Below are 24,508 nucleotides of genomic sequence, written 5' to 3' on the forward strand. Positions count from 1 at the left end.
GGCGTTCGTGGAGGAGTTCATGGAGGGAGCCATCACGCCTCCGGAAGCTTGGGCGCGGGGATGCCGACCGACTGGAGCTCGGCACCCACGGATGTCGGGAAGGCCTCGGCCAGGGTGCCGGGGGTCCAGCCGCCGTCGGCGTACGCCGTCCTGACCTCCTGCGGATGGGACCAGAGTGCCACCTTGTCGCCGCCGATGCCGATGGCCTGGCCGGTGATGCCGCGCGCGGCCTCCGAGGCGAGGAAGGGGACGAGGGCGGCGCAGTCCTCGGGGGTGCCGAAGCCCTCGCCCTTGCGCAGGAGGTCCGGCAGGGGCTCGCCGTTCCGCTTGGCCTCGATGTACGGGGCGAAGGCGGGGATGGTCTCGGTCATCGCGGTCGCGGCGACCGGCACGATCGCGTTGACGGTGATGTTCGCGCGGCCCAGCTCCATCGACCAGGTGCGGGCCATGGCGGCGATGCCGGCCTTGGCGGCCGCGTAGTTGGTCTGCCCGAAGTTTCCGCGCTGGCCGGCCGGTGAGCCGACCAGGATCAGCGTGCCGCCCTCGGCCTGCTCGCGCATGCGGACGGCGGCGGCGCGGGCGCAGGTGAAGGTGCCCCTGAGGTGGGTGGTGACAACCGCGTCGAAGTCGTCGTCGGTCATCTTCCACAGCACCTTGTCGCGCAGGATGCCGGCGTTGGTGACCAGGACGTCGAGCCGGCCGAACTCCTGGACCGCGCGGGCCACCAGCCGGTCGGCGGCCTCGCTCGTGCCGACCGGTACCACCTCGGCGACGGCGGTGCCGCCGGCCTCGGTGATGGTCTTCACGGCCGCCTCGGCCACGGCCTCGTCGACGTCGTTGACGACCACGGACGCGCCGTGGGCGGCCAGGGCGTGCGCGTAGGCGAGGCCGAGGCCCCGGCCGCTGCCGGTGACTACGGCGGCCTTGCCGGTGAGATCGATGCTGGGCACGGATGGGTCCCTTCACTTCTGCTTGCTGGGTGCGGCTACGAGATCGAAGCTAAGAGCAATAATTGTTGACGTCAATAGTTGTTGGCGACCGGGAGGTGCGCCATGCTGGAGTCACCGCCACGCACCGAGCACAGGGAGCCCGCCATCACACGCCAGCACGCCACCCCGCAGCCCATCGACGCGGACGAGCCGTGGATGCGCGGGCTCCACGCGGACACGGGCTATCTCCTGTACCGCCTCGGCCTGCGCTCCGGTCAGCTGTTCAACACGTTCCTCCAGGAGTCCGGACTGCGCCTGCGCCACTACGCGGTCCTGCGCTTCCTGGCCACCTCCGAGGGCGCGCTGCAGCGCGAGTTGAGCGTCCGGCTCGGCTATGACCCGAGCGCGATCGTCGGCCTGGTCGACGACCTGGAGAAGCTGGGCTTCGCCGAGCGCCGCCCCTCCCCCGACGACCGCCGCAGCCGCATCGTCGTCCTCACCGCCGCGGGCCGCGTCTTCCTGCGCGACACCGACGAGGCGGGCCTGCGGGTGACGAACGAGCTGCTCGGCCCGCTGGAGCCGGCCGAACGGGAGACGCTGCACGCGCTGCTGCTGCGGATCGCGGAGGACGGACTGGCCTGATGCCGCGCACGGGTCCGTCGAGCGCCCGCCGCTACGACCTGGCCCGCCCGGAGGACGCACACCCCAAGGACCCCCGCCCATGACCGCTCCCACCGCGCCCGACCGGCTGCTGGCCGTGCTCGCCGCCTTCGACCACGAGCACCCCGCGCTGTCCCTGACGGACATCAGCCGGCGGGCCGGGCTCACCCTCACCACCGCGCACCGGCTCGTGGGCGCCCTCACCGACTGGGGCGCCCTGGAGCGGGACGAGTCCGGCGTCTACCACGTCGGGCTCCGGCTCTGGGAGATCGCGACACTCGCCCCGCGCGGACTGGCGCTGCGCCAGCTCGCCCTGCCGTATCTGGAGGACCTGTACGAGGCCACCCACGAGAACGTGCAGCTGGCCGTGCAGGACGGCGACGAGGTCGTCTACACCGAGTGGATCTCGGGGCGTTCCGCGGTCGGGGTGCACATCCGCGTCGGCGCCCGCTGGCCGCTGCACGCCACCGGGGTGGGGCTCGTGCTGCTGGCGCACGGCGATCCGGACTTCCAGGAGCAGTACTGCGCGGGCACGCTCGCGTCCTTCACGCCGTACACCATCACCGACCCCGGGCGGCTGCGCCGGGTGCTGGCCGAGGTGCGGCACACGGGAGTCGCGGTGAGCAGCCGTCAGGTGACCGACGACGCCCTGTCGGTGGCGGCCCCGGTGCGCGGCCGGGGCGGGGCGGTGGTCGCCGCGGTGTCGGTGGTGGTACCGCAGACCGACGCACAGGTACCGGTGCTGGCTCCCGCGGTGCGGCTCGCGGCACTCGGCATCTCGCGGGCGATGGGCTGGCGGCCGGCGAAGGAGCCGTGAGGCCGGCTCAGCGGTTCGCCGCTCGCGCTCGTGCCGGCCGTCGCGGTCACGGCCGGCACGAGCGCGAGCAGTCCGCCCAGCAGGGCCCCGGCCGCGATCGGTGCGGCTCCGCGGTGGTGCGGCTTCCTCGTCGCGCTGTGTTTCATCACCTCGGAGCGTCCCTTGTGCGTGGTGACAGGAGCCGCGAGGTCACGGATCCGCAGGTGAGCGCTGATAGGTGAAGGGCGACAAGACCGGGGGTGCTCGCTGCGCGCCGCCGACCGGCCCCGGATATCCCTCTCACCGGCGAGGCCGGCCCGCGCGGCCCTCGTGATACTGGAGTTGCCCTTGCCCCGAGGAGCCGCCCATGTCCCCGCAGTCCTGGTTCACGCAGGCCGCCGCCCGTCTGCGCACGGCCAATCCGTACGCCGTCGACACCGCGCTCGCCGCACTCGTGCTGTTCGCGGTCTCGTTGCAGTGGATGTTCCCCGACGAGGGGGACGACCCCTTGAGCCGGCAGGGCTGGCTGCTGGGGGCCGCGACCGCCGTGCCGCTGGTGTGGCGGCGGCGATGGCCCTTCGCGACGGCGTGGGTCGTCTCCGCCGCGACACCGGCCATGGCCGTCTACCACGCGCCCCCGCCGGACGTGGTCTGGGGCGGCCTGGTCGTCCTCTACACACTGGCGGCCCGCTCCCCCGTCTGGCAGCGGCGGCTGATGCTGGCGGGCTGGCTCGTCGGCGCCACCCTGACCATGCAGCACAAGGAGAACGCCCACCCCTTCGAGTACGCCTTCCACCTGCTGACCGTGCTGTGCGCGTACGGCCTCGGCACGCTCGCCCGGGTCCAGCGCGCCTACACCACCGCGGTCGAGGACCGGGCCCGGCGCCTGGAACGGGAGCGCGCCGCCGACACCGCGCGGGCCCTCGCGCAGGAACGCGCCCGTATCGCCCGCGACATGCACGACGTCCTCGCCCACGCGGTGAGCCTGATGGTGGTGCAGGCGGAGGCCGGGCCGGTCGTGGTGCGCAGCGATCCGGACCGCGCGGAGGCCTCCTTCGAGGCGATCGCCGCGGCCGGGCGGGACGCCATGGCACAGCTTCGGCGCATCCTCGGGGTGCTCAAGGAGGAGCAGAGAAGCGGCACTTCACCGCAGCCCAGCATCGCGGGCCTGCCCGACCTCGTCCACCAGGTCGCCGAATCGACCGGCCTGCGCGTCGAGTTGCGCACCAAGGGCGAGCCGTACGCCATGCCGCCGGACGCCGAGGTCGCCGCCTACCGCGTGGCCCAGGAGGCCCTGACCAACACGGTCAAGCACGCGTACGCTTCCCGCGCGAGCGTCGAACTCGACTGGGCGGAGGACCACTTGACCCTGACCGTGACGGACGACGGGCGTGGGCCGACCGGACCGGGCGGCGGGCACGGCCTGATCGGCATCCGGGAGCGGGCCACCGTGTGCGGCGGCAGCGCCGAGACCGGGCGCGGGCCGGACGGCGGCTTCCGCGTCGTCGTACGCCTGCCCGCCACCGCCGGCCGGCAGGCGGCCCTGGGGTGAGCATCCGGGTGGTCGTCGCCGACGACCAGGAACTGGTCCGCAGCGGCTTCAGCATGATCCTGGAGGCGCAGCGGGACATCGAGGTGGTCGCCGAGGCCGGCGACGGCACCGAGGCGGTCGCGGCGGTGCAGCGGCACGCGCCCGACGTGCTGCTCCTCGACATCCGCATGCCCGTGATGGACGGGCTGGAGGCGGCCCGGCGGGTGTGCGCGCAGTCCGCATGCAAGGTGGTCATGCTGACCACGTTCGACCTGGACGAGTACGTCTACGAGGCGCTCTACGCGGGCGCCAGCGGCTTCCTGCTCAAGGACGTGCGCCGCGACGACCTCGTGCACGCCGTGCGCGTCGTGGCGGCCGGCGACTCCCTGCTCGCGCCCACGGTGACCCGGCGGCTGGTCGCGGACATCGTGCGGCGCCGCCGGGAGGAGGCCGCCGCCGAGGTGACCCCGCAGCGGCTGGACGCGCTGACCGCCCGCGAGGTGGAGACGCTGCGCATGCTGGCCCGCGGCCTGTCCAACGCCGAGATCGCGACGACCCTGTTCGTCAGCGAGCACACCGTGAAGACCCATGTCAGCAACGTCCTGAGCAAGCTCGGACTCAGGGACCGGGTGCAGGCGGTGATCTGCGCGTACGAGACGGGGCTGGTGGCGCCGGGCGCCTCCTAGGGGGTGTCGAGCTCTTCGAAGAGGGTGAGCTGCAGGGCGCCCGGCGCCTCCAGCCGGGAGTTGAGCGAGTTCCAGGGGGTGCGCCTGGGCTCCGCGAGCACCTCGGCGCCCGCGGCGGCCAGCTTCGCCGTCGCGGTCGCCGAGTCGCCCACCTCGAAGGCGATCCGGATGTGCCCGGCCACCCGGTGCCCCACCTCGACGTCGTCGATGAACGCGGCGTGGCCCGGGTCGGTCAGCTCCAGCGTGGCGCGGCCCGCCTCGAGGATGGTGACCCGCCCGCCGGGCGAGGAGTACGCGGCGCGCTCGGGCAGGCCCAGCACGTCGCGGTAGAAGCGCAGCGCCTCGTCGTAGTCGGCGGCCGTGACCACCAGGCGGAGTTCACGGACGGCCGGTTCGTCGGACATACGGGCTCCTCGGGAATCGCGGGTACCTTGCCCGGTCAACTGCGCCAAGGGTCCGCGCGATTCCCGCCTTCTCCCTCTCAGGGGGGAGAAGGGCCCCGGACTCCCTCGTACGGCCGAGGCCTCGAAACCGCTCGCTCCGGCGATCCGGTACCACCCCCGCCGGGACGAGCCTGGGGGCGTTGAGAACAGACCACTCGCTGCTCATCGCCCCTTCGGGAGGGACCGTGCTCTCCAGCCTCGCCCGGGCCGCGACCCGCCGCCCGCTGACCGTCATCCTTCTGTGGGTGCTCTTCCTGCTGCTCGGCTTCGGGCTGGGGACGGGCGTCTTCGCGCGGCTCTCCGACAACGTGCCCGAGGTGCCGGGCACCGAGTCGGAGCACGCCGCCCAGTACCTGGACCGCACCGACCCGACGGGTGAGTCGATCACCAGCGTCGTCGCGGGCGTCGCGGTCTCCGACCCCGCGCTGCGCCGCCAGGTCGAGCGGGCCGTCGCGGACGTGCGCGGCATCGCCGGGGTCGCCGCGGTGCCGGACCCGTACACGACGCGCGGCCTGACCGCCGAGGACGGGCGGGCGCTGATCCTCCCCGTCACGCTCAAGGGCGGTCTCGGCGACGACGCCGAGGAACGGGCCGTGGACGCGGCCACCGACCGCATCAAGCAGATCGAGGCACCCCGGGTCCACGTCAGCGGCGGCCCGTTGCTGGGCAAGCAGCTCGGTGAACGGGCCCAGCAGGACGTCAAGAACGCCGAGTTGATCTCGCTGCCCGTCGTACTGGCCCTGCTGCTGGTCGTGTTCGGCGGACTGCGCGCGGCCGCGTTGCCGCTGGTGATCGCGGCCAGCGGGGTCGCGGGCGCCTTCCTGGCCCTGTTCGGCTTCAGCCAGGTCACCGACATCTCCGTCTACGCGATCCAGGTGACCACCATGCTGGGTCTCGGACTGGCCGTGGACTACGCCCTGTTGATGCTGGTCCGCTTCCGCGAGGAGCGCCGGCACACCTCGGACGTCGTGGAGGCGGTGCACCGGACGGTCGCCGCGGCCGGCCGGACCGTCATGTTCTCCGGGCTCACGGTGGCCGTCAGCCTGACCGGACTGCTGGTCTTCCCCAGCGTGTTCCTGCGGAGCATGGGGCTGGCCGTGGCGGCGGTCGTCGTCATCGACATGCTGGCCGCGGTGACGCTTCTCCCGGCGCTGCTGGTGAAGTTCGGCGCGAAGATCGCCCCGGCGAAGGAACGCCAGGAGGGCGAGGAGGGCCGCTTCTTCGCCCGCGTCGCCCGCTTCGCGGCCCGCCGCCGTGTCGCCGTACTCGTCACCGTCGTACCGGCCCTGCTCGTCCTCGCCCTGCCCGTCACCGGCATGAAGATCGAGATCGGCGACGCCACGCAGCTCCCGACGAGCACCGAGGCACGGCAGTTGTACGACACCGTCGACGCGCACTTCCCCGCCGGCACCGGCGTCTCACCGGTCACCGTCCTCCTCGGGCCCGGCACCGACACCGCGACCGCCGACCGGATCCGCGCCCTCTCCCCGAGCGCCGAGACCCGCGAACTGCCGGGCGGCGCAACGGTCGTGAACCTTCAGCCGCCCGGCCGGGTCGACGGCGCACGGGCCACCGCCCTGGTCGAACAGGTCCGCGGCCTGCGCGGCGACCGGCCGGTGCAGGTGACCGGCCCGGCCGCCCGCCTGGTCGACTTCCGCGCCATGCTCTCCGAGCGGGCACCCTGGGCGGCCGTGACCGTGCTGGCCGGCATCTTCGTCCTGCTCTTCGCCTTCACCGGGTCGGTGCTGATTCCGCTGCGCACGATCGTGACCACGCTGCTCAGCCTGGGCGCGGCCCTCGGCGTGGTGGTGTGGGTCTTCCAGGAGGGCCATCTGGCCGGCGCGCTGGGCGCCGAGGGGCTGGGCGCGCTCAGCCTCACGGCACCCCCGCTGATCGTCGCCATCGCCTTCGGACTGGCCATGGACTACGAGCTGTTCATCCTGGCCCGGATGCGCGAGGCATGGCTCGCGACCGGCGACCACCAGGAGGCGGTGGTCACCGGACTGCGCCGCTCGGGCCGGGTCGTCACCTGCGCCGCCCTCCTCCTCGCCGTCGTCTTCGGCGCCTTCATGACGGGCGGCTTCTCCCCCATCCTCCAGATCGGCCTCGGCCTCACCCTCGCGGTGCTGATCGACGCGACCGTCGTACGCATGCTGCTCGTCCCGGCGACGATGACCCTCCTGGGCCGCCGCGCCTGGTGGTCACCGAAACCCCTCCGCCGGGCGCACGAACGATTCGGGCTGAGCGAGGAGCCGGCGCCACGGGAGCGGGCGACGACGAACGCGTGACGACGTACGTGTGAGGTTCGGTGACGTCCGCGGCCGGGCCGTGGACGTCACCTGTTTCTTCCGGCGGTCCACAGGCCGCCTCAGCCGACCAGCCCCGCCCGCAGCCGCCGGTCCCGCGGCGCGTGCTTGCGTTCCAGGCGGGCGTCCAGCAGGCGGCGGGCGGCCTCGCAGCGGCCCGCCGAGACGAGGGCGTAGAGCAAGGTCTCCTCGACGACCTCCCGTTGGGCCGCGCTGCCGCCGACGCGGCGCAGGACCGGGAGGAGGGCGTCGAGGCCGCGGGCCGCCTCGGGGAAGCGTTCCTCGACGAGTGCGGCGAAGGCCTCGCAGAGCGGGGCGATGACCTCGCGCTGCACCTCGTCGGCGCCGAGGGCGTGGTCGCGCAGCCGGTGCAGGGCCGGGAGGTCGCCCGCGGCGGTCAGGGCGACGGCGGCGTGCAGGGCGGTGAAGGCGGTCGCCGGGCGCTCCAGGACGTCCCGCTCGACCGTCTCCAGCAGGTCCCCGGTGGGCAGTTCGCCCTGCCAGCTGTCGCTGAGCCGGGCCCGCCACAGCAGGGAGCCGGAGTCGACCAGGGCCCGTACCCCGGTCACCACCCGGCCGGGTGCGAGCTGGGCGAACCAGCGCCTGCGCACCGCCGCCGGGTCGTCCAGGGCGAGTTCGTGCAGGGCGATGTGCCAGGAGAAGTGGGCCCGGTGGACCGCGCCGCGGCCCTGCCCGGCCACCCATCCGTCCAGCCAGTCGCGCCCCGCCTCGTGCGCCCCGGACTCGTAGTGGACATGTGCGAGCGCGTGCACGGCGTGCCCTGAGGCGGGTTCGGCGGCCAGGGCGCGGCGGGCGAGTTCACCGGCCTCGTGCAGCCGGCCCTGCCCCTGGCGCAGGAACGCCAGCAGCGAGGTGTGGAACCAGTGGCCGTCGTGCGCGGGCGACGTCCGCTCCACCAGCCGCAGCGCATGCTCGTCGTCGAGGTCCGTGACGCCCGAGAAGGCGATCGTGGGCACGGCGGCGGCGAGTGCGAGCGCGTCGCCGGGGTGCGCTTCGAGGTGCCGTACGAGAGCGGTGTCCCCCTCCTCGCCGTGGATCCGGCGGGTCACCACGTCCACGAAGGAGCGCTCCCGTTCGTCGGCCCGCTCGCGGGCGCTGCGCCGGGCCTCCGCGAGGGTCCGCGGTACGTCCACGGCGGCCCCGCTCTCGTGCCCGAGCAGTGCGAGCGCCGCATGGCCGAGGGCGAACCCGGGGTCGAGGGCGACCGCGCGGGCGAAGGCGTCCTCGGCCCCGGCGCGGACCTTGAGGACCCGGTCGAGGCCGCCGCGGTAGGCGGCGGCCGCCTCGGCGTGCGTGCTCAGGGCGAGGCCGTGCCCGTCGACCGGTCGGCGGGAGGGGCGGCGCGTGGCGGAGGTTAGCGGGGCGAGCAACTGCTCTGCCAGCTCGGCCGCTTGCACGCGGATCTCGGGGATCGCCGTCGTCTCCCACAGCTCGCCGCGGCGCGGGGCGCCCAGCGTGAACAGCGCGCGGTCGGCGCGCCCTTCGGCGTCCAGCAGCCGGCCGTCGCGGGTGGCCACACCCATGCCGAGCGGGCCGGTGACCGCGGCACCCGACGCGAACAGGGAGCGCCACAGCGGGTCGTCGAAGCGGCGGCCAGGTCCGGTGCAGTCGATCACCCAACCGACGTGCAGCGTACGGCCGTCGGAGAGCGTGATCGCGAGTCGGCCCTCGTGCTCGACCGCGTCGGTCACGGCGCCGGTGTGGACGGCGAGCCGGCGGGCTGTACGGGCCCGGGAGAGCGACTCGGCGGTGGCGGGAGGCATGCGGTGTCGGTGCGTGTTCCACAGGGCGCCCTCGCGGGCGACGAACTCTGCGCGCTCCGTGGGGGTGAGGCTGTGCCACAGCCGTGCGGTGTGCGGGCGCAGGCTGTCGAGGGCGGGGCGCCAGTCGCCGTGGGTACGCACGGAGCGGCTGATGTGGCGGTAGACGGCCCGGCGCAGGCGGCTGAGGGACGTGTCGTCGAGGCCGTCCGGCGCCGGCATCGGGCCGGCCGGGGTGAGCGCGTGCGGCTGCGGCAGCAGGCCGCTGCGGGAGAGGGCGTGGACCGTGCGCCCGGGGCGGTCGAGGGTGAGCGCGAGGTCGACGGCGGTCAGGCCGGTGCCGACGAGGAGGACGTCGGCGGTGCCGGAGCCCGGGCCGTCCAGGGCGCCGGTGCTCCAGGGCGCGGCGACGAAGCGGGCCGAGCCGCGCAGGGCGGGCGGCGCCCAGCCGGCGGTGGGGGCCGCGGGACCGGTGGCCAGGACCGCGCTGTCGGCGGTCAGCCTTGACCCGTCGGCGAGGTGGAGGTCGACCCGGCCGCCGGAGTCGTCGGTGCAGCGCTCGGCGCGGGTGCGCAGCCGCCGTACCGAGACCGTCCCCTGGGCGCGGACGATGGCCTGCGCGAGGGTGTCGGCGAGGTAGGCGCCGTAGCGGTAGCGGGTGGCGAAGTCGGCGCCGCCTACGGACGGTTCGCCGTGCCGGCACAGCCAGCGGGTGAAGTGGCCGGGGTCGTCCGGGTAGCCACTCATGCCGCCCGCGGGCACGTTGAGGCGGTGGCGCGGGTCGCGTGTGCCGTACGCGGTGCCGCGGCCCGCCTCCGGGCACGGGTCCACGAGGAGCAGGTCGAGCGGTGTCCGGCGGCGCGTCGCCGTCTCGCAGAGCTGGATCGCGGTCAGCGTGCCTGCCGCGCCCGCTCCTACGACGGCCACGGTGTGCGGCTCGCGGACTTCGGTCACGTGGTACCTCCGTGCGGTGGTCGGTCGCTCTCGCTCTCGAACTGTTCCGACCGGGAGGTGGGGAAGCCATGCCAGGCCGTGGAACTCATCGGATACTCAGGGCCCCGGTCGGGCCGTTCATACTCTGTTCACAAACCCCGAGGCATGGACAACCGTGCTTTCAGGCTTTCTCCGCACGGTTCCTCACAGGAATCTCAGGAATCGGCCCGTGAATTCAAAGGATCAACAAAGTTACGCGGCGCAGGATGCACCAGGAAAAGGTGGACATCTCAGGAAGGCCTGCCGTGGGCGCTGCGCACATATCGAACCGGTCCGAGCAGTCGTCGCGGAAGTGGTCCCGGCGCGGGCTGCTGACGGTGCTCGGCGTCGCGCCGGCCGCCGCCGTACTGAGCGGGTGCAGCGCTTCGGCGGACGCCTCGGAAGGGGCGGCGAAGACGACCACGAAGGCCGCGGCGAAGAGGCCCACGATCTCGGTCACGCCCGCGGACGGCACCAGGAAGGCCGGGTTCTCCAGCCCCGTCGAGGTGACCGTGACCGACGGTACGCTCGCCTCGGTGAAGGTCACCGGAAACGACGGCTCGACCCTGGCCGGTTCCCTCAACGCGGCGAGGACCAGGTGGACTTCGGCCGAAAACCCGTACTCGGGCACGAAGTACACGGTCTCGGCCACCCCCGAGGGCGCCTCGGCGCAGACGGCGAGCTTCACCACCAAGTCGCCCGGCGAGACCTTCGTCGGCTACTTCACGCCCGAGGCGGACTCCACGTCCGGCGTCGGCATGCCCGTGTCGGTCAACTTCACGCACGCCGTCAAGGACCGGGCCGCCGTCCAGAAGGCCGTCACCGTCACCGCCGAGCCGGCCGTGGAGGTGGTCGGCCACTGGTTCAGCGACACCCGGCTCGACTTCCGCCCCGAGACGTACTGGGCGGCCGGCACGGAGATCACCCTCAGCCTGCGGCTGAAGGACGTCGAGGGCGCGGACGGCGTCTACGGCACCCAGTCCAAGGACGTCACCTTCCACATCGGCCGCGAGCAGATCAGCACGGTCGATCTCGCCACCAAGGAGATGGTGGTGAAGCGGGACGGGGCGACGTACGCCACCTACCCGGTCTCCGGCGGCGACTCCGACCACACCACCTGGTCCGGGATCATGGTGATCAGCGAGCGGTTCAAGCAGACCCGCATGGAGTCCTCGACGGTCGGACTCGGCGACGAGTACGACATCTCCGACGTCCCGCACGCCCAGCGCCTGACCACCTCGGGCACCTTCGTGCACGGCAACTACTGGGCGTCCACAGCGGTGTTCGGCCACCGGAACACCAGCCACGGCTGCGTGGGCCTGCACGACGCCAAGGGCGCGGGCGACAGTTCGGTGGCGGGCTACAAGTTCTACAGCAGCTCGATGCTCGGCGACGTCGTCGTCGTCAAGAACTCGGGCGAGCGCACCGTAGAACCGGACAACGGGCTCAACGGCTGGAACCTGTCGTGGGCGGAGTGGAAGTCGGGCAGCGCTCTTTAGCACATATGCCGTTCATGGGGTGAACTCGCCTTCCGCAGAAAGACTTTGCCTGCTTCAACTCTTGACGACCGGAGTACCCGGGAGCACATTGGGGCCATTCTGAGAGCGCTCTCAGACACTCACGTACATGGCTTCCATGCGCATCTCACTCCGTCCCCGGGAGGCACCCCCGCATGAGTGACACCTCCGGCACGCATCACAGACGGCGCCCGCTGCGGCGGGCACTCGTCGCCGCTGTCGGCACCCTCGGTCTGGTGGCGGCCGCCGCCACCATCACCACCCAGTCCGCCAGCGCCTCCGCCCCGACTCCCACGTCGGGCTGGAACCAGGTCTTCCTCGACGACTTCAACGGCTCGGCCGGAACCGGCGTCAGCACCTCCAACTGGCAGTACGACACCGGGACTTCGTATCCCGGTGGCGCCGCCAACTGGGGCACCGGCGAGGTCGAGACGATGACCAACAGCACCAGCAACGTCGCGCTCGACGGCAACGGCAACCTGCGCATCACCCCGGTGCGCGACTCCTCCGGCCACTGGACCTCCGGCCGTATCGAGACCAACCGCACCGACTTCCAGCCCCCGGCGGGCGGCAAGCTGCGCGTCGAGGCCCGGATCCAGATGCCCGACGTCACGGGCAACGCGGCGGCGGGCTACTGGCCGGCGTTCTGGGCGCTGGGCGCGCCCTACCGCGGCAACTACCAGAACTGGCCGAGCGTCGGCGAGCTGGACATCATGGAGAACGTCCAGGGCATGAACAAGGTCTGGGCGACCATGCACTGCGGCACCAACCCGGGCGGACCCTGCAACGAGACGACGGGCATCGGCAACTCGGTCGCCTGTCCGGGCAGCACCTGCCAGTCCGGCTTCCACACCTACAGCATGGAGTGGGACCGCTCGGTCAGCCCCGAGGCGATCCGCTTCTACGTCGACGGCGTCAACTACCACACCGTGACGGCCGGTCAGATGGACGCGACGACCTGGGCCAACGCCACCAACCACGGGTTCTTCGTGATCCTTAACGTGGCGATGGGCGGCGGCTTCCCGGACGCCTTCGGCGGCGGCCCGACCAGCGCCACGGAGTCCGGCCACCCGATGGTCGTGGACTACGTCCAGGTCCTCTCGTCCTCGTCCGGCGGTGGCGACGGCGGTGGCACCACCCCACCGCCCAGCGGCAACCGTGACGCCTACAGCCCCATCCAGGCCGAGTCCTACGACAGCCAGTCCGGCGTCACCACCGAGAGCACCACGGACAGCGGCGGCGGACAGGACATGGGCTACCTCGCCAACGGCGACTGGGCCCTCTACAAGGGCGTCAACTTCGGCTCCACCGCGGCCACCCAGTTCAACGCGCGGGTGGCGAGCGGCGCTGCGGCCGGCGTCAGCGGTCTGGTCGAGGTGCGTCTGGACAGCCGCAGCAACGCACCGATCGGCAGTTTCGCGCTGTCCGGCACCGGCGGCTGGCAGTCGTGGAGAACCGTCCCGGCCAACATGAGCTCGGTGACCGGCACGCACGACGTGTATCTCACCTTCACCAGCGGCCAGCCGGCCGACTTCGTGAACCTGAACTGGTTCGACTTCGGCCACTGACCCGGCACTTGACGATGCCCCGCGCGGATCTCCTCGCGGGGCATCACGCATGCCGGTCCACCGGACCTACCGCAGCTCCGCCCGGAACGCCGCCGGTGTCTGCTCCGTGTGCTGCTGGAAGAACTTCGAGAAGTTCGCGGCGTCGGGGAAGCCGATCGCCGCGCCGATCCGGCCGATCGGCATGTCCGTGTGGGCCAGCAGCCGTTTCGCCTCCAGCACGACCCGCTTGTCGATGAAGCCCTTGGGTGTCTCGCCGGTGGCGGCGCGGACGGCGCGCACGAGGGTGCGGCGGGAGTAGCCGAGGGAGTCGGCGTAGGCGCTGACGCTGTGGTTGGTGGCGAAGTTCCGCTCCACGGCGTCCCGGAAGAGGGTGAAGGTGGTGTCTGCCTGGCCACGTGCCGCCTCCGCCGAGCTGGCCGCCAGGTGGGCCAGGCGCAGCAGGAAAGCGGTCAGGGAGTGCCGCAGCACCGCCGTGTGCAGACTCAGCGGCAGCGTCTCGGTGTCCTCGTACTCGCGTTGCAGCTGGGCGAGACAGGCGCGCAGGGCGGCGAGCCGGGGCGCGTCGGGGCGCAGCAGCGGCGCCTGGTCGTAGTGATAGAGGCCGGTCGCCTCCACCGTGGCGCGCGGCAGGAAGCCGGGCTGCATGGTCAGCACGGTTCCGCGGTACTCGCTCGTCCGCGAGAAGCGGTGCACCTGGCCCGGACGGATCCACAGCAGGTCGCCGGCGGACGCCTCGTGCTCGGCGAAGTCGATCATGTGGCGGACCGGGCCGCCGTCGAAGAGCATCACGACATGGAAGTCGATGCGGTGCACGCGCTCCAGCGGTGCCTGGGCATGCCAGGTGCGGCCCGCCTCCATCGGGCCGACCTGCATGCCGACTCCGCCCACGCTCAGCTCGACCGGGAAAGGGAACGTTCGGATGCCGTCCACCACGCCGTCATCGCCCCCGCCTTGGATGGTTCTGCCCGCCATGTCCGTCTCGTGCCGCCTAGGTCGCGCCGCCGGTGTCCCACTTTCACCACAGGCTGACACACAGCGACCTTCCGGCTCAAAAGTCAGACTTTTAGGTTTGAAGGCATCCGAGCAGTAGAACCGCTTCGATCGAGGACTTCTTGAAGATGAGCTCGCAGACACCGGACACGTTCGAATGGACCGAACTCGACCGGCGCGCGGTCGACACTGCCCGCCTGCTGGCGGCCGACGCGGTGCAGAAGGTGGGCAACGGCCATCCGGGCACCGCGATGAGCCTGGCCCCGGCCGCGTACACGATCTTTCAGAAGATGATGCGTCACGATCCCGCGGACCCTGAGTGGACCGGCCGGGATCGTTTCGTTCTCTCCCCCGGCCACACCTCGCTCACCCTCTACACCCAGCTGTTCCTGGCGGGCTACGAGGTCGGCCTGGACGATCTGAAGGCCTTCCGGACGCACGGTTCGAAGACGCCCGGACACCCCGAGTACGGGCACACCGCCGGTGTGGAGACCACCACCGGACCGCTCGGCCAGGGCGTCGCCAACGCCGTCGGCATGGCGATGGCCGCACGCTACGAGCGCGGCCTGTTCGACCCCGAGGCCCCCGAGGGCACCTCCCCCTTCGACCACACCGTCTGGGCGATCGTCTCCGACGGCGACCTGGAGGAGGGCGTCTCCGCCGAGGCCTCCTCGATGGCAGGCCACCAGAAGCTGGGCAACCTGGTCTTCCTCTACGACGACAACCACATCTCCATCGAGGGCGACACCGCGACCGCGTTCTCCGAGGACGTCCTGGGGCGCTACGAGGCCTACGGCTGGCACGCCCAGCGCGTCGAGCCGGCGGAGAACGGCGACGTCGACGTGCCCGCGCTGCACGCGGCGCTGAAGGCCGCGCAGGCCGAGACCGGACGCCCCTCGATCATCGCGATGCGCACGATCATCGCCTGGCCCGCACCCAACGCGCAGAACACCGAGGCCTCCCACGGCTCGGCGCTCGGCGCCGACGAGATCGCCGCCACCAAGCGCGTCCTCGGCTTCGACCCCGAGCAGTCCTTCCAGGTCGACGCCGACGTCCTGGCCCACGCCCGCGAGGCCCTCGACCGCGGCGCCGAGGCGCACGCCGCCTGGGACAAGCAGATCGACAAGTGGCGCGGCGCCGACCCGGAGCGGGCCGAGCTGTTCGACCGCGTCGTGGCCGGGCGGCTGCCGGAGGGCTGGCAGGACGCCCTGCCGGTCTTCGAGGAGGGCAAGGCCGTCGCCACGCGTGCCGCGTCCGGCAAGGTGCTGCAGGCGCTCGGCGGGGTCCTGCCCGAACTGTGGGGCGGCTCCGCCGACCTGGCCGGCTCCAACAACACCACCATCGACAAGACCTCGTCGTTCCTGCCGGAGGGCAATCCGCTGCCGGAGGCCGACCCGTACGGCCGCACCGTCCACTTCGGCATCCGCGAGTTCTCGATGGCCGCGGAGATGAACGGCATCGCCCTGCACGGCAACACCCGCATCTACGGCGGCACCTTCCTGGTGTTCTCCGACTACATGCGCAACGCCGTCCGCATGGCGGCCCTGATGCAGCTGCCGGTGACGTACGTCTGGACGCACGACTCGATCGGTCTCGGCGAGGACGGCCCGACCCACCAGCCGGTCGAGCACCTGGCCTCCCTGCGCGCCATCCCGGGGTTGAACGTGGTCCGCCCGGCCGACGCCAACGAGACGACGATCGCCTGGGCGGAGATCCTCCGGCGGCACTCCACCAAGCCGGCCCCGCACGGCCTCGCGCTCACCCGTCAGGGCGTGCCCGCCTACGCCCCCAACCCCGATGCGGCCAAGGGCGGTTACGTCCTCAAGGAGTCCTCGACCGCGACGCCGGACGTGATCCTGATCGCCACCGGTTCCGAGGTCCAGCTCGCCGTCGCCGCACGCGAGCAGTTGGAGGCCGAGGGCACCGGCACGCGCGTGGTGTCGATGCCGTCCGTGGAGTGGTTCGAGGAGCAGCCGCGCGAGTACCGCGAGAGCGTCCTTCCGCCGTCGGTGAAGGCCCGCGTTGCGGTCGAGGCGGGCATCGGCCTGACGTGGTACCGCTTCACGGGTGACGCAGGACGCATCGTCTCCCTCGAGCACTTCGGCGCATCCGCCGATGCCAAGACCCTGTTCGCCGAGTTCGGCTTCACCCCCCAGAACGTCGCCGCCGCGGCCCGGGAATCCCTCGCCGCCACCCGCGGTTGATCCGATCGCCAGAAAGAAGATGATCACTGTGACCGAAGCAACCGCGACCGCGGTGGGAGCGCTCGAGCGCCTCAGCGGCGAAGGCGTCTCCATCTGGCTGGACGACCTCTCACGCAGGCGGATCGAGTCGGGGAACCTCGCCGAACTCGTCGAGAACAAGAACGTGGTGGGCGTGACCACCAACCCGTCCATCTTCCAGGCCGCCATCGGCTCCGGCGAGGGCTACGAGGAGCAGCTCGCCGACCTCGCGGCGCGGGGCGTCACCGTCGACGAGGCCGTACGGATGATGACCACCGCCGACGTGCGCGCCGCCGCCGACATCCTGCGGCCCGTGTACGACGCGACGGGCGGCCGAGACGGCCGGGTCTCCATCGAGGTCGACCCGCGCCTCGCGCACAACACCAGGGCCACCGTCGCCGAGGCCAAGCAGCTCGCGTGGCTGGTCGACCGCCCCAACGTCATGATCAAGATCCCGGCGACGAAGGCCGGCCTCCCGGCGATCACCGAGGTCGTCGGCCTCGGCATCAGCGTCAACGTCACGCTGATCTTCTCGCTGGAGCGCTACCGCGAGGTCATCGACGCCTACCTGGCCGGCCTGGAGAAGGCACAGGCCAGGGGCCTGGACCTGGCCACCGTCCACTCCGTCGCCTCCTTCTTCGTCTCCCGCGTCGACGCCGAGACCGACAAACGCCTGACCGTGCTGGGCACCGACGAGGCGCTCGCCCTCAAGGGCAGGGCCGCGCTGGCGAACGCCCGGCTCGCGTACGAGGCTTATGAAGAGGTGTTCGGCTCCGTCGCCGGCCCGACGCGGCCGTCGGCGCGCTGGACCGCCCTCGCCGGCGCGCAGGCCAACGCGCAGCGCCCGCTGTGGGCCTCCACCGGTGTGAAGGACCCGGCGTACAAGGACACCCTGTACGTCGACGAGCTCGTCGCGCCCGGCACCGTCAACACGATGCCGGAGGGCACGCTGAACGCCACCGCCGACCACGGCGGCATCACCGGGGACACGGTGACCGGCGGCTACGACCGGGCCCGCGCGGACCTGGCCGCCGTCGAGGCGCTCGGCATCTCCTACGACGAGGTCGTCCAGCAGCTCGAGGACGAGGGCGTCGCCAAGTTCGAGGCGGCCTGGCAGGACCTGCTGAACACCGTGACGAAGTCCCTGGACCGCAAGGGGGTCGACGCAGAATGACCGAACAGGCTGTAGCAGAAGCGGATCTCGACTGGACCAATCCGCTGCGCGACGAGCGCGACCGGCGGCTGCCCCGTATCGCGGGCCCGTCCGGTCTCGTCATCTTCGGCGTCACCGGTGACCTGTCCCGCAAGAAGCTGATGCCGGCCGTCTACGACCTCGCCAACCGCGGCCTGCTGCCGCCGGGCTTCTCGCTCGTCGGCTTCGCCCGCCGGGACTGGGAGGACCAGGACTTCGCGGAGGTCGTGCACGACGCGGTGCGCGAGCACTCCCGGACCGAGTTCCGAGAGGAGGTCTGGCAGCAGCTCGCCGAGGGCATGCGGTTCATCCCGGGCGACTTCGACGACGACACCGCGTTCGAGCTGCTGCGCAGCACCGTCGACGAGCTCGACAAGGCGCGCGGCACCAACGGCAACTACGCCTTCTACCTCTCCGTACCGCCGAAGTTCTTCCCGAAGGTCGTCCAGCAGCTGAAGAAGCACGGACTGGCCAAGGCCCCGGGGGAGGCCTGGCGGCGGGCGGTCATCGAGAAGCCCTTCGGGCACGACCTGACGAGCGCCCGGAAGCTGAACGCGCTCCTGCACGACGTGTTCGAACCGGAAGAGGTCTTCCGTATCGACCACTACCTGGGCAAGGAGACCGTCCAGAACATCCTGGCGCTGCGCTTCGCCAACCAGATGTACGAGCCCATCTGGAACCGGTCGTACGTCGACCACGTGCAGATCACCATGGCCGAGGACATCGGCATCGGCGGCCGGGCCGGCTACTACGACGGCATCGGCGCCGCCCGCGACGTCATCCAGAACCACCTGCTCCAGCTGATGGCGCTGACCGCGATGGAGGAGCCCATCGCCTTCGACGCCGATGCGCTGCTCACCGAGAAGCTCAAGGTGCTGAAGTCGGTGCGGCTCCCCGACGACCTGGGCAGGAGCACGGTGCTCGCGCAGTACGCCGAGGGCTGGCAGGGCGGCGCGAAGGTGGCCGGGTACCTCCAGGAGGAGGGCATCGACCCCAAGTCGAAGACCGACACCTACGCGGCCGTCAAGGTCGGGATCGACAACCGGCGGTGGGCGGGCATCCCCTTCTACCTGCGCACCGGCAAGCGCCTGGGCCGCCGGGTCACGGAGATCGCCGTCGTCTTCAAGCGGGCGCCGCACTCCCCCTTCGACTCCACCGCCACCGAGGAGCTCGGCGAGAACGCGATCGTCATCCGCGTCCAGCCCGACGAGGGCATGACGGTCCGCTTCGGCTCCAAGGTGCCGGGCACCTCGATGGAGATCCGGGACGTCACGATGGACTTCGCCTACGGCGAGTCCTTCACCGAGTCCAGCCCGGAGGCGTACGAGCGACTCATCCTGGACGTGCTGCTCGGCGACGCCAACCTGTTCCCCCGTCACCAGGAAGTGGAAGAGTCCTGGAAGATTCTCGACCCGATCGAGAAGTACTGGGCGGACCACGGCAGGCCCGCGCAGTACGCATCGGGTTCCTGGGGACCCGAGGAAGCCGACGAGATGCTCGCACGAGACGGACGGAGCTGGCGCAGGCCATGAAGATCGACCTCACCGACACCACGGCAAGCAAGATCAACAAGGCGCTGGTGCAGGGGCGCCGCGCCATCGGCACACCCGCTGTGGGCATGGTCCTGACGATGGTGATCGTCACGGACGAGGAGAACGCCTACGACTCGATCAAGGCCGCCGAGGAGGCCTCGCACGAGCACCCCTCGCGCACCCTGGTCGTCATCAGGCGGCAGGCCCGCACCCCGCGCGACCGCGTCGCCTCCAAGCTGGACGCCGAGGTGCGGGTGGGCTCCGACGCCGGCACCGGCGAGACGGTCGTGCTGCGCACCTACGGCGAGGTGTCCGACCACGCCGACTCGGTCGTCCTGCCCCTGCTGCTGCCGGACGCGCCGGTCGTCGTGTGGTGGCCGGTGGACGCGCCCGAGGTGCCCGCCAAGGACCCGCTCGGCGCCCTCGCCCAGCGCCGGATCACCGACCTGTACGCCGTCGGGGACCCGCTGGCCGCACTGGAGCAGCGGGCCCGCTCCTACGCGCCCGGTGACACCGATCTCGCCTGGACCCGGCTGACGCCGTGGCGCTCGATGCTGGCCGCGGCCCTGGACCAGGCCCGCACGAAGATCGTCTCGGGCGCCGTCGAGGCCGAGGCCGAGAACCCGGCCGCCGAGCTGCTGGCGCGCTGGCTGGAGGCCCGGCTGAACGTGAAGATCGACCGCGTGGTCACCGAGGGCCCGGTCGTCACCGCCGTCCGCCTCGGCACCGCCGGAGGCGACATCGTCATCGACCGTCCCGAGGGCCCGCTGGCCACGCTGACCCTGCCGGACCAGCCGCCGCGCACCCTCGCGCTGAAGGTCCGCACCATGTCCGAGCTCATCGCCGAGGAACTGCGCCGCCTCGACGCCGACGAGATGTACGCCGTCGCCCTGCGGGGCGAGGCAGCCACCAAGGAGACCGTCTGACATGCCCGACTCTTCGGCCGACTCCCCCAGGCTCACCCGGCGCCCCGAGTGGGCCGCTCTGGAGGACCACCGCGCGCAGGCCCTGCAACGCCCGCGGCTGCGTGAGCTGTTCGCGGCGGACGCCGCCCGCGCCGAGCGGTACGTGGTGCGCGTCGGCGACCTGCGCATCGACTACTCCAAGCACCTGATCAACGACGACACCCTCGCCCTGCTCCAGGAACTGGCCGCCGCCACCGGCGTGTTCGGGCTGCGTGACGCCATGTTCCGCGGCGAGCGGATCAACGTCACCGAGGACCGCGCCGTGCTGCACACCGCACTGCGGGCGCCCCGGGACGCAGTGATCGAGGTCGACGGCGAGAACGTCGTGCCCCAGGTGCACGCCGTCCTGGACAAGATGAGCGACTTCGCCGGCCGCGTCCGCTCCGGCGCCTGGACCGGTCACACCGGCAAGCGCATCAGGAACGTCGTCAACATCGGCATCGGCGGCTCCGACCTCGGTCCCGCGATGGCGTACGAGGCCCTGCGCACCTTCACGGCACGGGAGTTGACGTTCCGCTTCGTCTCCAACGTCGACGGCTCCGACCTGCACGAGGCGGTACGCGACCTGGACCCGGAGGAGACGCTCTTCATCGTCGCCTCCAAGACCTTCACCACCATCGAGACCATCACCAACGCCACGTCGGCCCGCTCCTGGCTGCTCGCCGGGCTCGGCGGCGAGGAGAAGGCGGTCGCCAGGCACTTCGTGGCGCTGTCGACCAACGCGGAGAAGGTGACCGAGTTCGGCATCGACCCGGACAACATGTTCGAGTTCTGGGACTGGGTCGGCGGGCGCTACTCCTACGACTCGGCGATCGGCCTGTCGCTGATGATCGCCATCGGCCCGGACCGCTTCCGCGAGATGCTGGACGGCTTCCGCATCGTCGACGAGCACTTCCGGAACGCACCCGCCGGGGCCAACGCCCCGCTGATCATGGGGCTGTTGGGCATCTGGTACGGCAACTTCTTCGACGCCGAGTCCCATGCCGTGCTGCCCTACAGCCACTACCTGTCCAAGTTCACCGCCTATCTCCAGCAGCTGGACATGGAGTCCAACGGCAAGTCGGTGGACCGCGACGGCCAGGTGGTGGGCTGGGCGACCGGCCCGGTGGTGTGGGGCACGCCCGGCACCAACGGCCAGCATGCGTACTACCAGTTGATCCACCAGGGCACCCGGCTGATCCCCGCCGACCTGATCGGCTTCGCGCGTCCGGCGGCCGAGCTGAGCGACGATCTCAAGGCGCAGCACGACCTGTTGATGGCCAACCTGTTCGCGCAGGGCCAGGCGCTGGCCTTCGGCAAGACGGCCGAGGAGGTGCGCGCGGAGGGCGTGCCCGAGGCACAGGTGCCGCACCGCACCTTCCTGGGCAACCACCCCACCACCACGATCCTGGCCCGCGAGCTGACCCCGTCGGTCCTCGGCCAGCTGATCGCCCTCTACGAGCACAAGGTGTTCGTGCAGGGCGCCGTCTGGAACATCGACTCCTTCGACCAGTGGGGCGTCGAGCTCGGCAAGGTCCTCGCCAAGCGCGTCGAGCCCGCCCTGACCGAGGGCACGGACGTCCCCGGTCTCGACCCCTCCACCACCGCTCTCGTGGCCGCGTACCGCGAGCTCAAGGAAGTGCACTGACATGACTGCGATGCAAATGGGTCTCATCGGTCTCGGCAAGATGGGCGGCAACATGCGCGAGCGCATCCGCCGCGCGGGCCACACCGTCATCGGCTACGACCGCGACCCCGACCTGTCCGACGCGGAGAGCCTCGCCGACCTGGTCGGCAAGCTCGAGGCGCCGCGCGTGATCTGGGTGATGGTCCCGGCCGGCGCCGCCACCCAGTCGGTCGTCGACGAGCTGGGCGGGCTGCTGTCCCCCGGCGACACCGTCGTCGACGGCGGCAACTCCCGCTGGACGGACGACGAGAAGCACGCCGCGGAGCTGGGCGCCAAGGGCATCGGCTTCGTGGACGCCGGTGTCTCCGGCGGTGTGTGGGGCCTGGAGAACGGCTACGCGCTCATGGTGGGCGGCGACAAGGCGCACGTCGAGCGGCTCCACCCGATCTTCGAGGCGCTCAAGCCGGAGGGCCCGTACGGCTATGTCCACGCCGGCAAGGTGGGCGCCGGGCACTTCTCCAAGATGGTCCACAACGGCATCGAGTACGCCATGATGCAGGCCTACGCCGAGGGCTGGGAGCTGCTGGAGAAGGTGGACTCCGTGGACAACGTCCGCGAGGTCTTCCGCTCCTGGCAGCAGGGCACCGTCATCCGCTCCTGGCTGCTGGACCTCGCGGTCAACGCCCTGGACGACGACGAGCACCTGGACAAGCTCAAGGGCTTCGCGCAGGACTCAGGCGAGGGCCGCTGGACGGTGGAGGCGGCCATCGACCACGCCGTGCCGCTGCCCGCGATCACGGCCTCCCTCTTCACGCGGTTCGCGTCCCGCCAGGACGACTCGCCGCAGATGAAGATGATCGCCGCGCTGCGCAACCAGTTCGGCGGGCACGCCGTCGAGTCGAAGTAGGCCCGCCGTGGGGGACCTTCTCCTGGTCCGCCACGGCGAGACGGAGTGGAGCGTCTCGGGACAGCACACCAGCTTCACCGACCTGCCCCTCACCGAGCACGGTGAGGGGCAGGCCAAGTCCCTCGCTCCGCTCCTCTCGCGGCGGACCTACACGCTCGCCCTGACCAGCCCACTCGGCCGCGCGATACGCACCGCCGAACTCGCGGGCATCACCGGGGCGTCGGTCGAACCCGACCTGCACGAGTGGGACTACGGCGCCTACGAAGGCGTCACCACCGTCGACATCCACCGCACCCGACCCGGCTGGGACCTGTGGACCGACGGCGTACCGCCCGGTCCCGAAGGCCACCTCGGCGAGTCGCCCGAGCAGATCGGGCAGCGTGCCGACCGGGTGCTGTCCCGGGTGGACGCCGCCCTCCCGGACGGCGATGTGATTCTCGTGGCCCACGCCCATTTCCTACGGGTTCTGACGGCCCGTCGGCTGGGGCTCGCACCGGCGGACGGCCGGCTCTTCCAGCTCGCGACGGGCACCGTCAGCCGGCTGTCGACCGAGCACGACCGCCCGGTGATCGCCGAATGGAACACCCGGCCCTAGCGGTACCGGCCCGGGCTACAGCACGTCTCCGAACTCGCTCGACACCCCCGGTGGGGCAAGCGCGTTGACGTAGTGGCCCGGGCCGTGGTCGTCGAAGGAGTACTTGAAGGGGATGGTGCGGGTCAGCGCCAGGCGGGTGGCGAAGAACGCCAGCGGCGCCACGACGGCGAGGCCCGCGAGGCTGTCCATCTGCGGGTAGTTCAGGCCCGGTTCGTCGATCTCTGTCCAGCCGACGTTCGCGCCGCCGCGCAGCAGGGGCCGTACCGACCGGCGTACCCCTTCCGTGACCCGGAGCATCAGTCCGCCCCAGTCCCGGTCGGCGACGGTGCGCAGCACGTCGCTCGGCAGGGTCAGGGCCTCGATCGCCGAGTCGGCGGCGAAGGTGAGCGTCGCGTCGACGGGACCGTGCCGCCTTCGGTAGTGGAACTCGCGGCCGAAGGGGGCGTAGGGGCCGACCGGCCGGGGCGGCAGGGCGGGCACGACGTCCCGGTCGAAGATGTAGCGCAGCAGCCGGTCGCGCAGCAGACAGGTGCCGCGCGGGCCGGGCGTCTCCTCGCAGGCGCGGGCCAGGTCGGGGCCGCCGACCATCGGCTGGCCGAAGGTGTAGACGCCCTTGAGCCGCTCGGCGATGTGCCGGTAGCGGGGCTCGTGGACGAGCGTGACCGCCATGATCGCGGCCATCGCCGCGCCGAGGCTGTGCCCGGTGATGTAGAGGGCCTCCAGGCCGTCCCCGCGGGTGCCCTCCTCCGCGGGATTCAGGGACTCGCCGCGCACGGCCCGCTCCAGGGCCTCGACGACCAGAGGCCGGGTGGCGCGCACGTTGCGGTAGAAGCCGGCGTGCACCTCGTAGCGGCGGCCCTCCAGTTCGACCGCGAGCATCTCCGGGCGTACGTCGGCGTCGGTGAGGATGCTGATGATGTCCTCGGGCTGGGTGCCGCGGTAGCAGAGGATCGCGACCCGGCGGTCCTTGTCGAGGATCAGATAGGCGGCGGACGCGATGTACATGGCGTCCACGCGCTGCTCGAAGACCCGGACCTCGTTCTCCTCCAGGCCCAGCCGCGTCATGATCATGGCGACGGTGTCCGGGTCGCTGTGCTGCTCGAACCCGGCGTACGAGTAGGCCGAGCAGGTCGCCAGGACGTGCGGGAGGATTCCCTCCGGATCGGGCTGGTGCTTGTCCTCCACGAGCCGTTCCACCAGGTCGGGGTAGACAGGGAAACTGCTCGGATCGGTCTCCGGTTTGCACGGGCGCAGCGCGCTGTAGGCGGGCCCTTTGACGTATTCGTCCCGCATGTGGGACCTCCCCCGGG

The 24,508-nt window shown here is 71.7% G+C and carries 20 protein-coding genes; 14 read left to right on the forward strand and 6 right to left on the reverse strand.

Annotated features, from left to right (window positions below; translation table 11 throughout):
• Positions 1–32: 32 nt before the first annotated feature.
• On the reverse strand, positions 33–950 hold the full coding sequence (locus ACGFYN_RS00380; protein ID WP_393863466.1) for an SDR family NAD(P)-dependent oxidoreductase: 918 nt from the start codon (positions 948–950) through the stop codon (positions 33–35).
• 195 nt (positions 951–1,145) lie between these two features.
• Here ACGFYN_RS00380 and ACGFYN_RS00385 point away from each other — a divergent pair, with 195 nt between their 5' ends.
• The 4 genes from ACGFYN_RS00385 (at position 1,146) to ACGFYN_RS00400 (ending at position 4,602) form a co-directional block, all read left to right on the forward strand.
• On the forward strand, positions 1,146–1,571 hold the full coding sequence (locus ACGFYN_RS00385) for a MarR family winged helix-turn-helix transcriptional regulator (RefSeq protein ID WP_393864132.1): 426 nt from the start codon (positions 1,146–1,148) through the stop codon (positions 1,569–1,571).
• Positions 1,572–1,650: 79 nt separating this feature from the next.
• A complete protein-coding gene (locus tag ACGFYN_RS00390; RefSeq protein WP_393863467.1) occupies positions 1,651–2,406 on the forward strand; it encodes an IclR family transcriptional regulator in 756 nt (251 codons plus the stop codon).
• Positions 2,407–2,752: 346 nt separating this feature from the next.
• Entirely contained in the window at positions 2,753–3,937 is a 1,185-nt protein-coding gene (locus ACGFYN_RS00395) for a sensor histidine kinase (RefSeq protein ID WP_393863468.1), read from the forward strand.
• Positions 3,934–4,602: a response regulator gene (locus tag ACGFYN_RS00400; protein ID WP_393863469.1), complete on the forward strand. Its 669-nt coding sequence runs from the start codon at positions 3,934–3,936 to the stop codon at positions 4,600–4,602. Before ACGFYN_RS00395 ends, ACGFYN_RS00400 begins: the two co-directional genes overlap by 4 nt.
• Here the strand turns inward: ACGFYN_RS00400 and ACGFYN_RS00405 are convergent.
• Positions 4,599–5,006, reverse strand: a complete 408-nt coding sequence (locus tag ACGFYN_RS00405; RefSeq protein WP_393863470.1) for a VOC family protein — start codon at positions 5,004–5,006, stop codon at positions 4,599–4,601. The genes ACGFYN_RS00400 and ACGFYN_RS00405 overlap by 4 nt on opposite strands.
• A 224-nt stretch (positions 5,007–5,230) precedes the next feature.
• Between ACGFYN_RS00405 and ACGFYN_RS00410 the strand changes: the two genes are divergently transcribed.
• A complete protein-coding gene (locus ACGFYN_RS00410) occupies positions 5,231–7,333 on the forward strand; it encodes an MMPL family transporter (protein ID WP_393863471.1) in 2,103 nt (700 codons plus the stop codon).
• Positions 7,334–7,413: 80 nt separating this feature from the next.
• On the opposite strand, the gene ACGFYN_RS00415 is transcribed toward ACGFYN_RS00410, so the two are convergent.
• Positions 7,414–10,086 carry an FAD/NAD(P)-binding protein gene (locus ACGFYN_RS00415; RefSeq protein ID WP_393863472.1) on the reverse strand — a complete coding sequence of 891 codons (2,673 nt, stop codon included), beginning with the start codon at positions 10,084–10,086 and terminating at the stop codon, positions 7,414–7,416.
• A 214-nt stretch (positions 10,087–10,300) separates the two neighbouring features.
• On the reverse strand, positions 10,301–10,651 hold the full coding sequence (locus tag ACGFYN_RS00420) for a hypothetical protein (RefSeq protein WP_393864155.1): 351 nt from the start codon (positions 10,649–10,651) through the stop codon (positions 10,301–10,303).
• Between ACGFYN_RS00420 and ACGFYN_RS00425 the strand changes: the two genes are divergently transcribed.
• Together ACGFYN_RS00425 and ACGFYN_RS00430 are read left to right on the forward strand one after the other, a co-directional pair.
• Positions 10,554–11,603, forward strand: a complete 1,050-nt coding sequence (locus ACGFYN_RS00425; RefSeq protein ID WP_393864133.1) for an Ig-like domain-containing protein — start codon at positions 10,554–10,556, stop codon at positions 11,601–11,603. The two genes, ACGFYN_RS00420 and ACGFYN_RS00425, sit on opposite strands and share 98 nt — an antisense overlap.
• A gap of 173 nt (positions 11,604–11,776) precedes the next feature.
• Positions 11,777–13,189 carry a glycoside hydrolase family 16 protein gene (locus ACGFYN_RS00430; protein ID WP_393863473.1) on the forward strand — a complete coding sequence of 471 codons (1,413 nt, stop codon included), beginning with the start codon at positions 11,777–11,779 and terminating at the stop codon, positions 13,187–13,189.
• A 66-nt stretch (positions 13,190–13,255) separates the two neighbouring features.
• Here the strand turns inward: ACGFYN_RS00430 and ACGFYN_RS00435 are convergent, their stop codons facing one another.
• On the reverse strand, positions 13,256–14,161 hold the full coding sequence (locus ACGFYN_RS00435; protein ID WP_393863474.1) for a helix-turn-helix domain-containing protein: 906 nt from the start codon (positions 14,159–14,161) through the stop codon (positions 13,256–13,258).
• 146 nt (positions 14,162–14,307) lie between these two features.
• On the opposite strand from ACGFYN_RS00435, the gene tkt reads away from it, so the two are divergent.
• The 7 genes from tkt to ACGFYN_RS00470 are packed head-to-tail and all read left to right on the forward strand — an operon-like array spanning position 14,308 to position 23,198.
• A complete protein-coding gene (tkt, locus tag ACGFYN_RS00440) occupies positions 14,308–16,383 on the forward strand; it encodes a transketolase (protein ID WP_393863475.1) in 2,076 nt (691 codons plus the stop codon).
• Positions 16,384–16,402: 19 nt separating this feature from the next.
• Positions 16,403–17,575, forward strand: coding sequence for a transaldolase (gene tal, locus ACGFYN_RS00445; protein ID WP_393863476.1), 1,173 nt, complete (start codon positions 16,403–16,405; stop codon positions 17,573–17,575).
• A complete protein-coding gene (gene zwf, locus ACGFYN_RS00450; RefSeq protein WP_393863477.1) occupies positions 17,572–19,125 on the forward strand; it encodes a glucose-6-phosphate dehydrogenase in 1,554 nt (517 codons plus the stop codon). The genes tal and zwf overlap by 4 nt, the downstream gene beginning before the upstream one ends.
• A complete protein-coding gene (gene opcA, locus ACGFYN_RS00455) occupies positions 19,122–20,051 on the forward strand; it encodes a glucose-6-phosphate dehydrogenase assembly protein OpcA (protein ID WP_393863478.1) in 930 nt (309 codons plus the stop codon). Before zwf ends, opcA begins: the two co-directional genes overlap by 4 nt.
• 1 nt (position 20,052) lies before the next feature.
• Positions 20,053–21,717: a glucose-6-phosphate isomerase gene (gene pgi / locus ACGFYN_RS00460; RefSeq protein WP_393863479.1), complete on the forward strand. Its 1,665-nt coding sequence runs from the start codon at positions 20,053–20,055 to the stop codon at positions 21,715–21,717.
• Between the two features lie 10 nt (positions 21,718–21,727).
• The gene (gnd, locus tag ACGFYN_RS00465) at positions 21,728–22,603 is read left to right on the forward strand and encodes a phosphogluconate dehydrogenase (NAD(+)-dependent, decarboxylating) (RefSeq protein ID WP_393864134.1); all 876 of its coding nucleotides are present in this window, start codon (positions 21,728–21,730) and stop codon (positions 22,601–22,603) included.
• 7 nt (positions 22,604–22,610) lie between these two features.
• Complete coding sequence (locus ACGFYN_RS00470; protein ID WP_393863480.1) at positions 22,611–23,198, forward strand: histidine phosphatase family protein; 588 nt, start codon at positions 22,611–22,613, stop codon at positions 23,196–23,198.
• Positions 23,199–23,213: 15 nt separating this feature from the next.
• Here the strand turns inward: ACGFYN_RS00470 and ACGFYN_RS00475 are convergent, their stop codons facing one another.
• A complete protein-coding gene (locus ACGFYN_RS00475) occupies positions 23,214–24,491 on the reverse strand; it encodes a lipase family protein (protein WP_393863481.1) in 1,278 nt (425 codons plus the stop codon).
• Positions 24,492–24,508: the final 17 nt, after the last annotated feature.

It is taken from the genome of Streptomyces sp. NPDC048419 (assembly GCF_043200415.1).
In the GTDB taxonomy this organism is placed as follows: Bacteria; Actinomycetota; Actinomycetes; order Streptomycetales; family Streptomycetaceae; genus Streptomyces.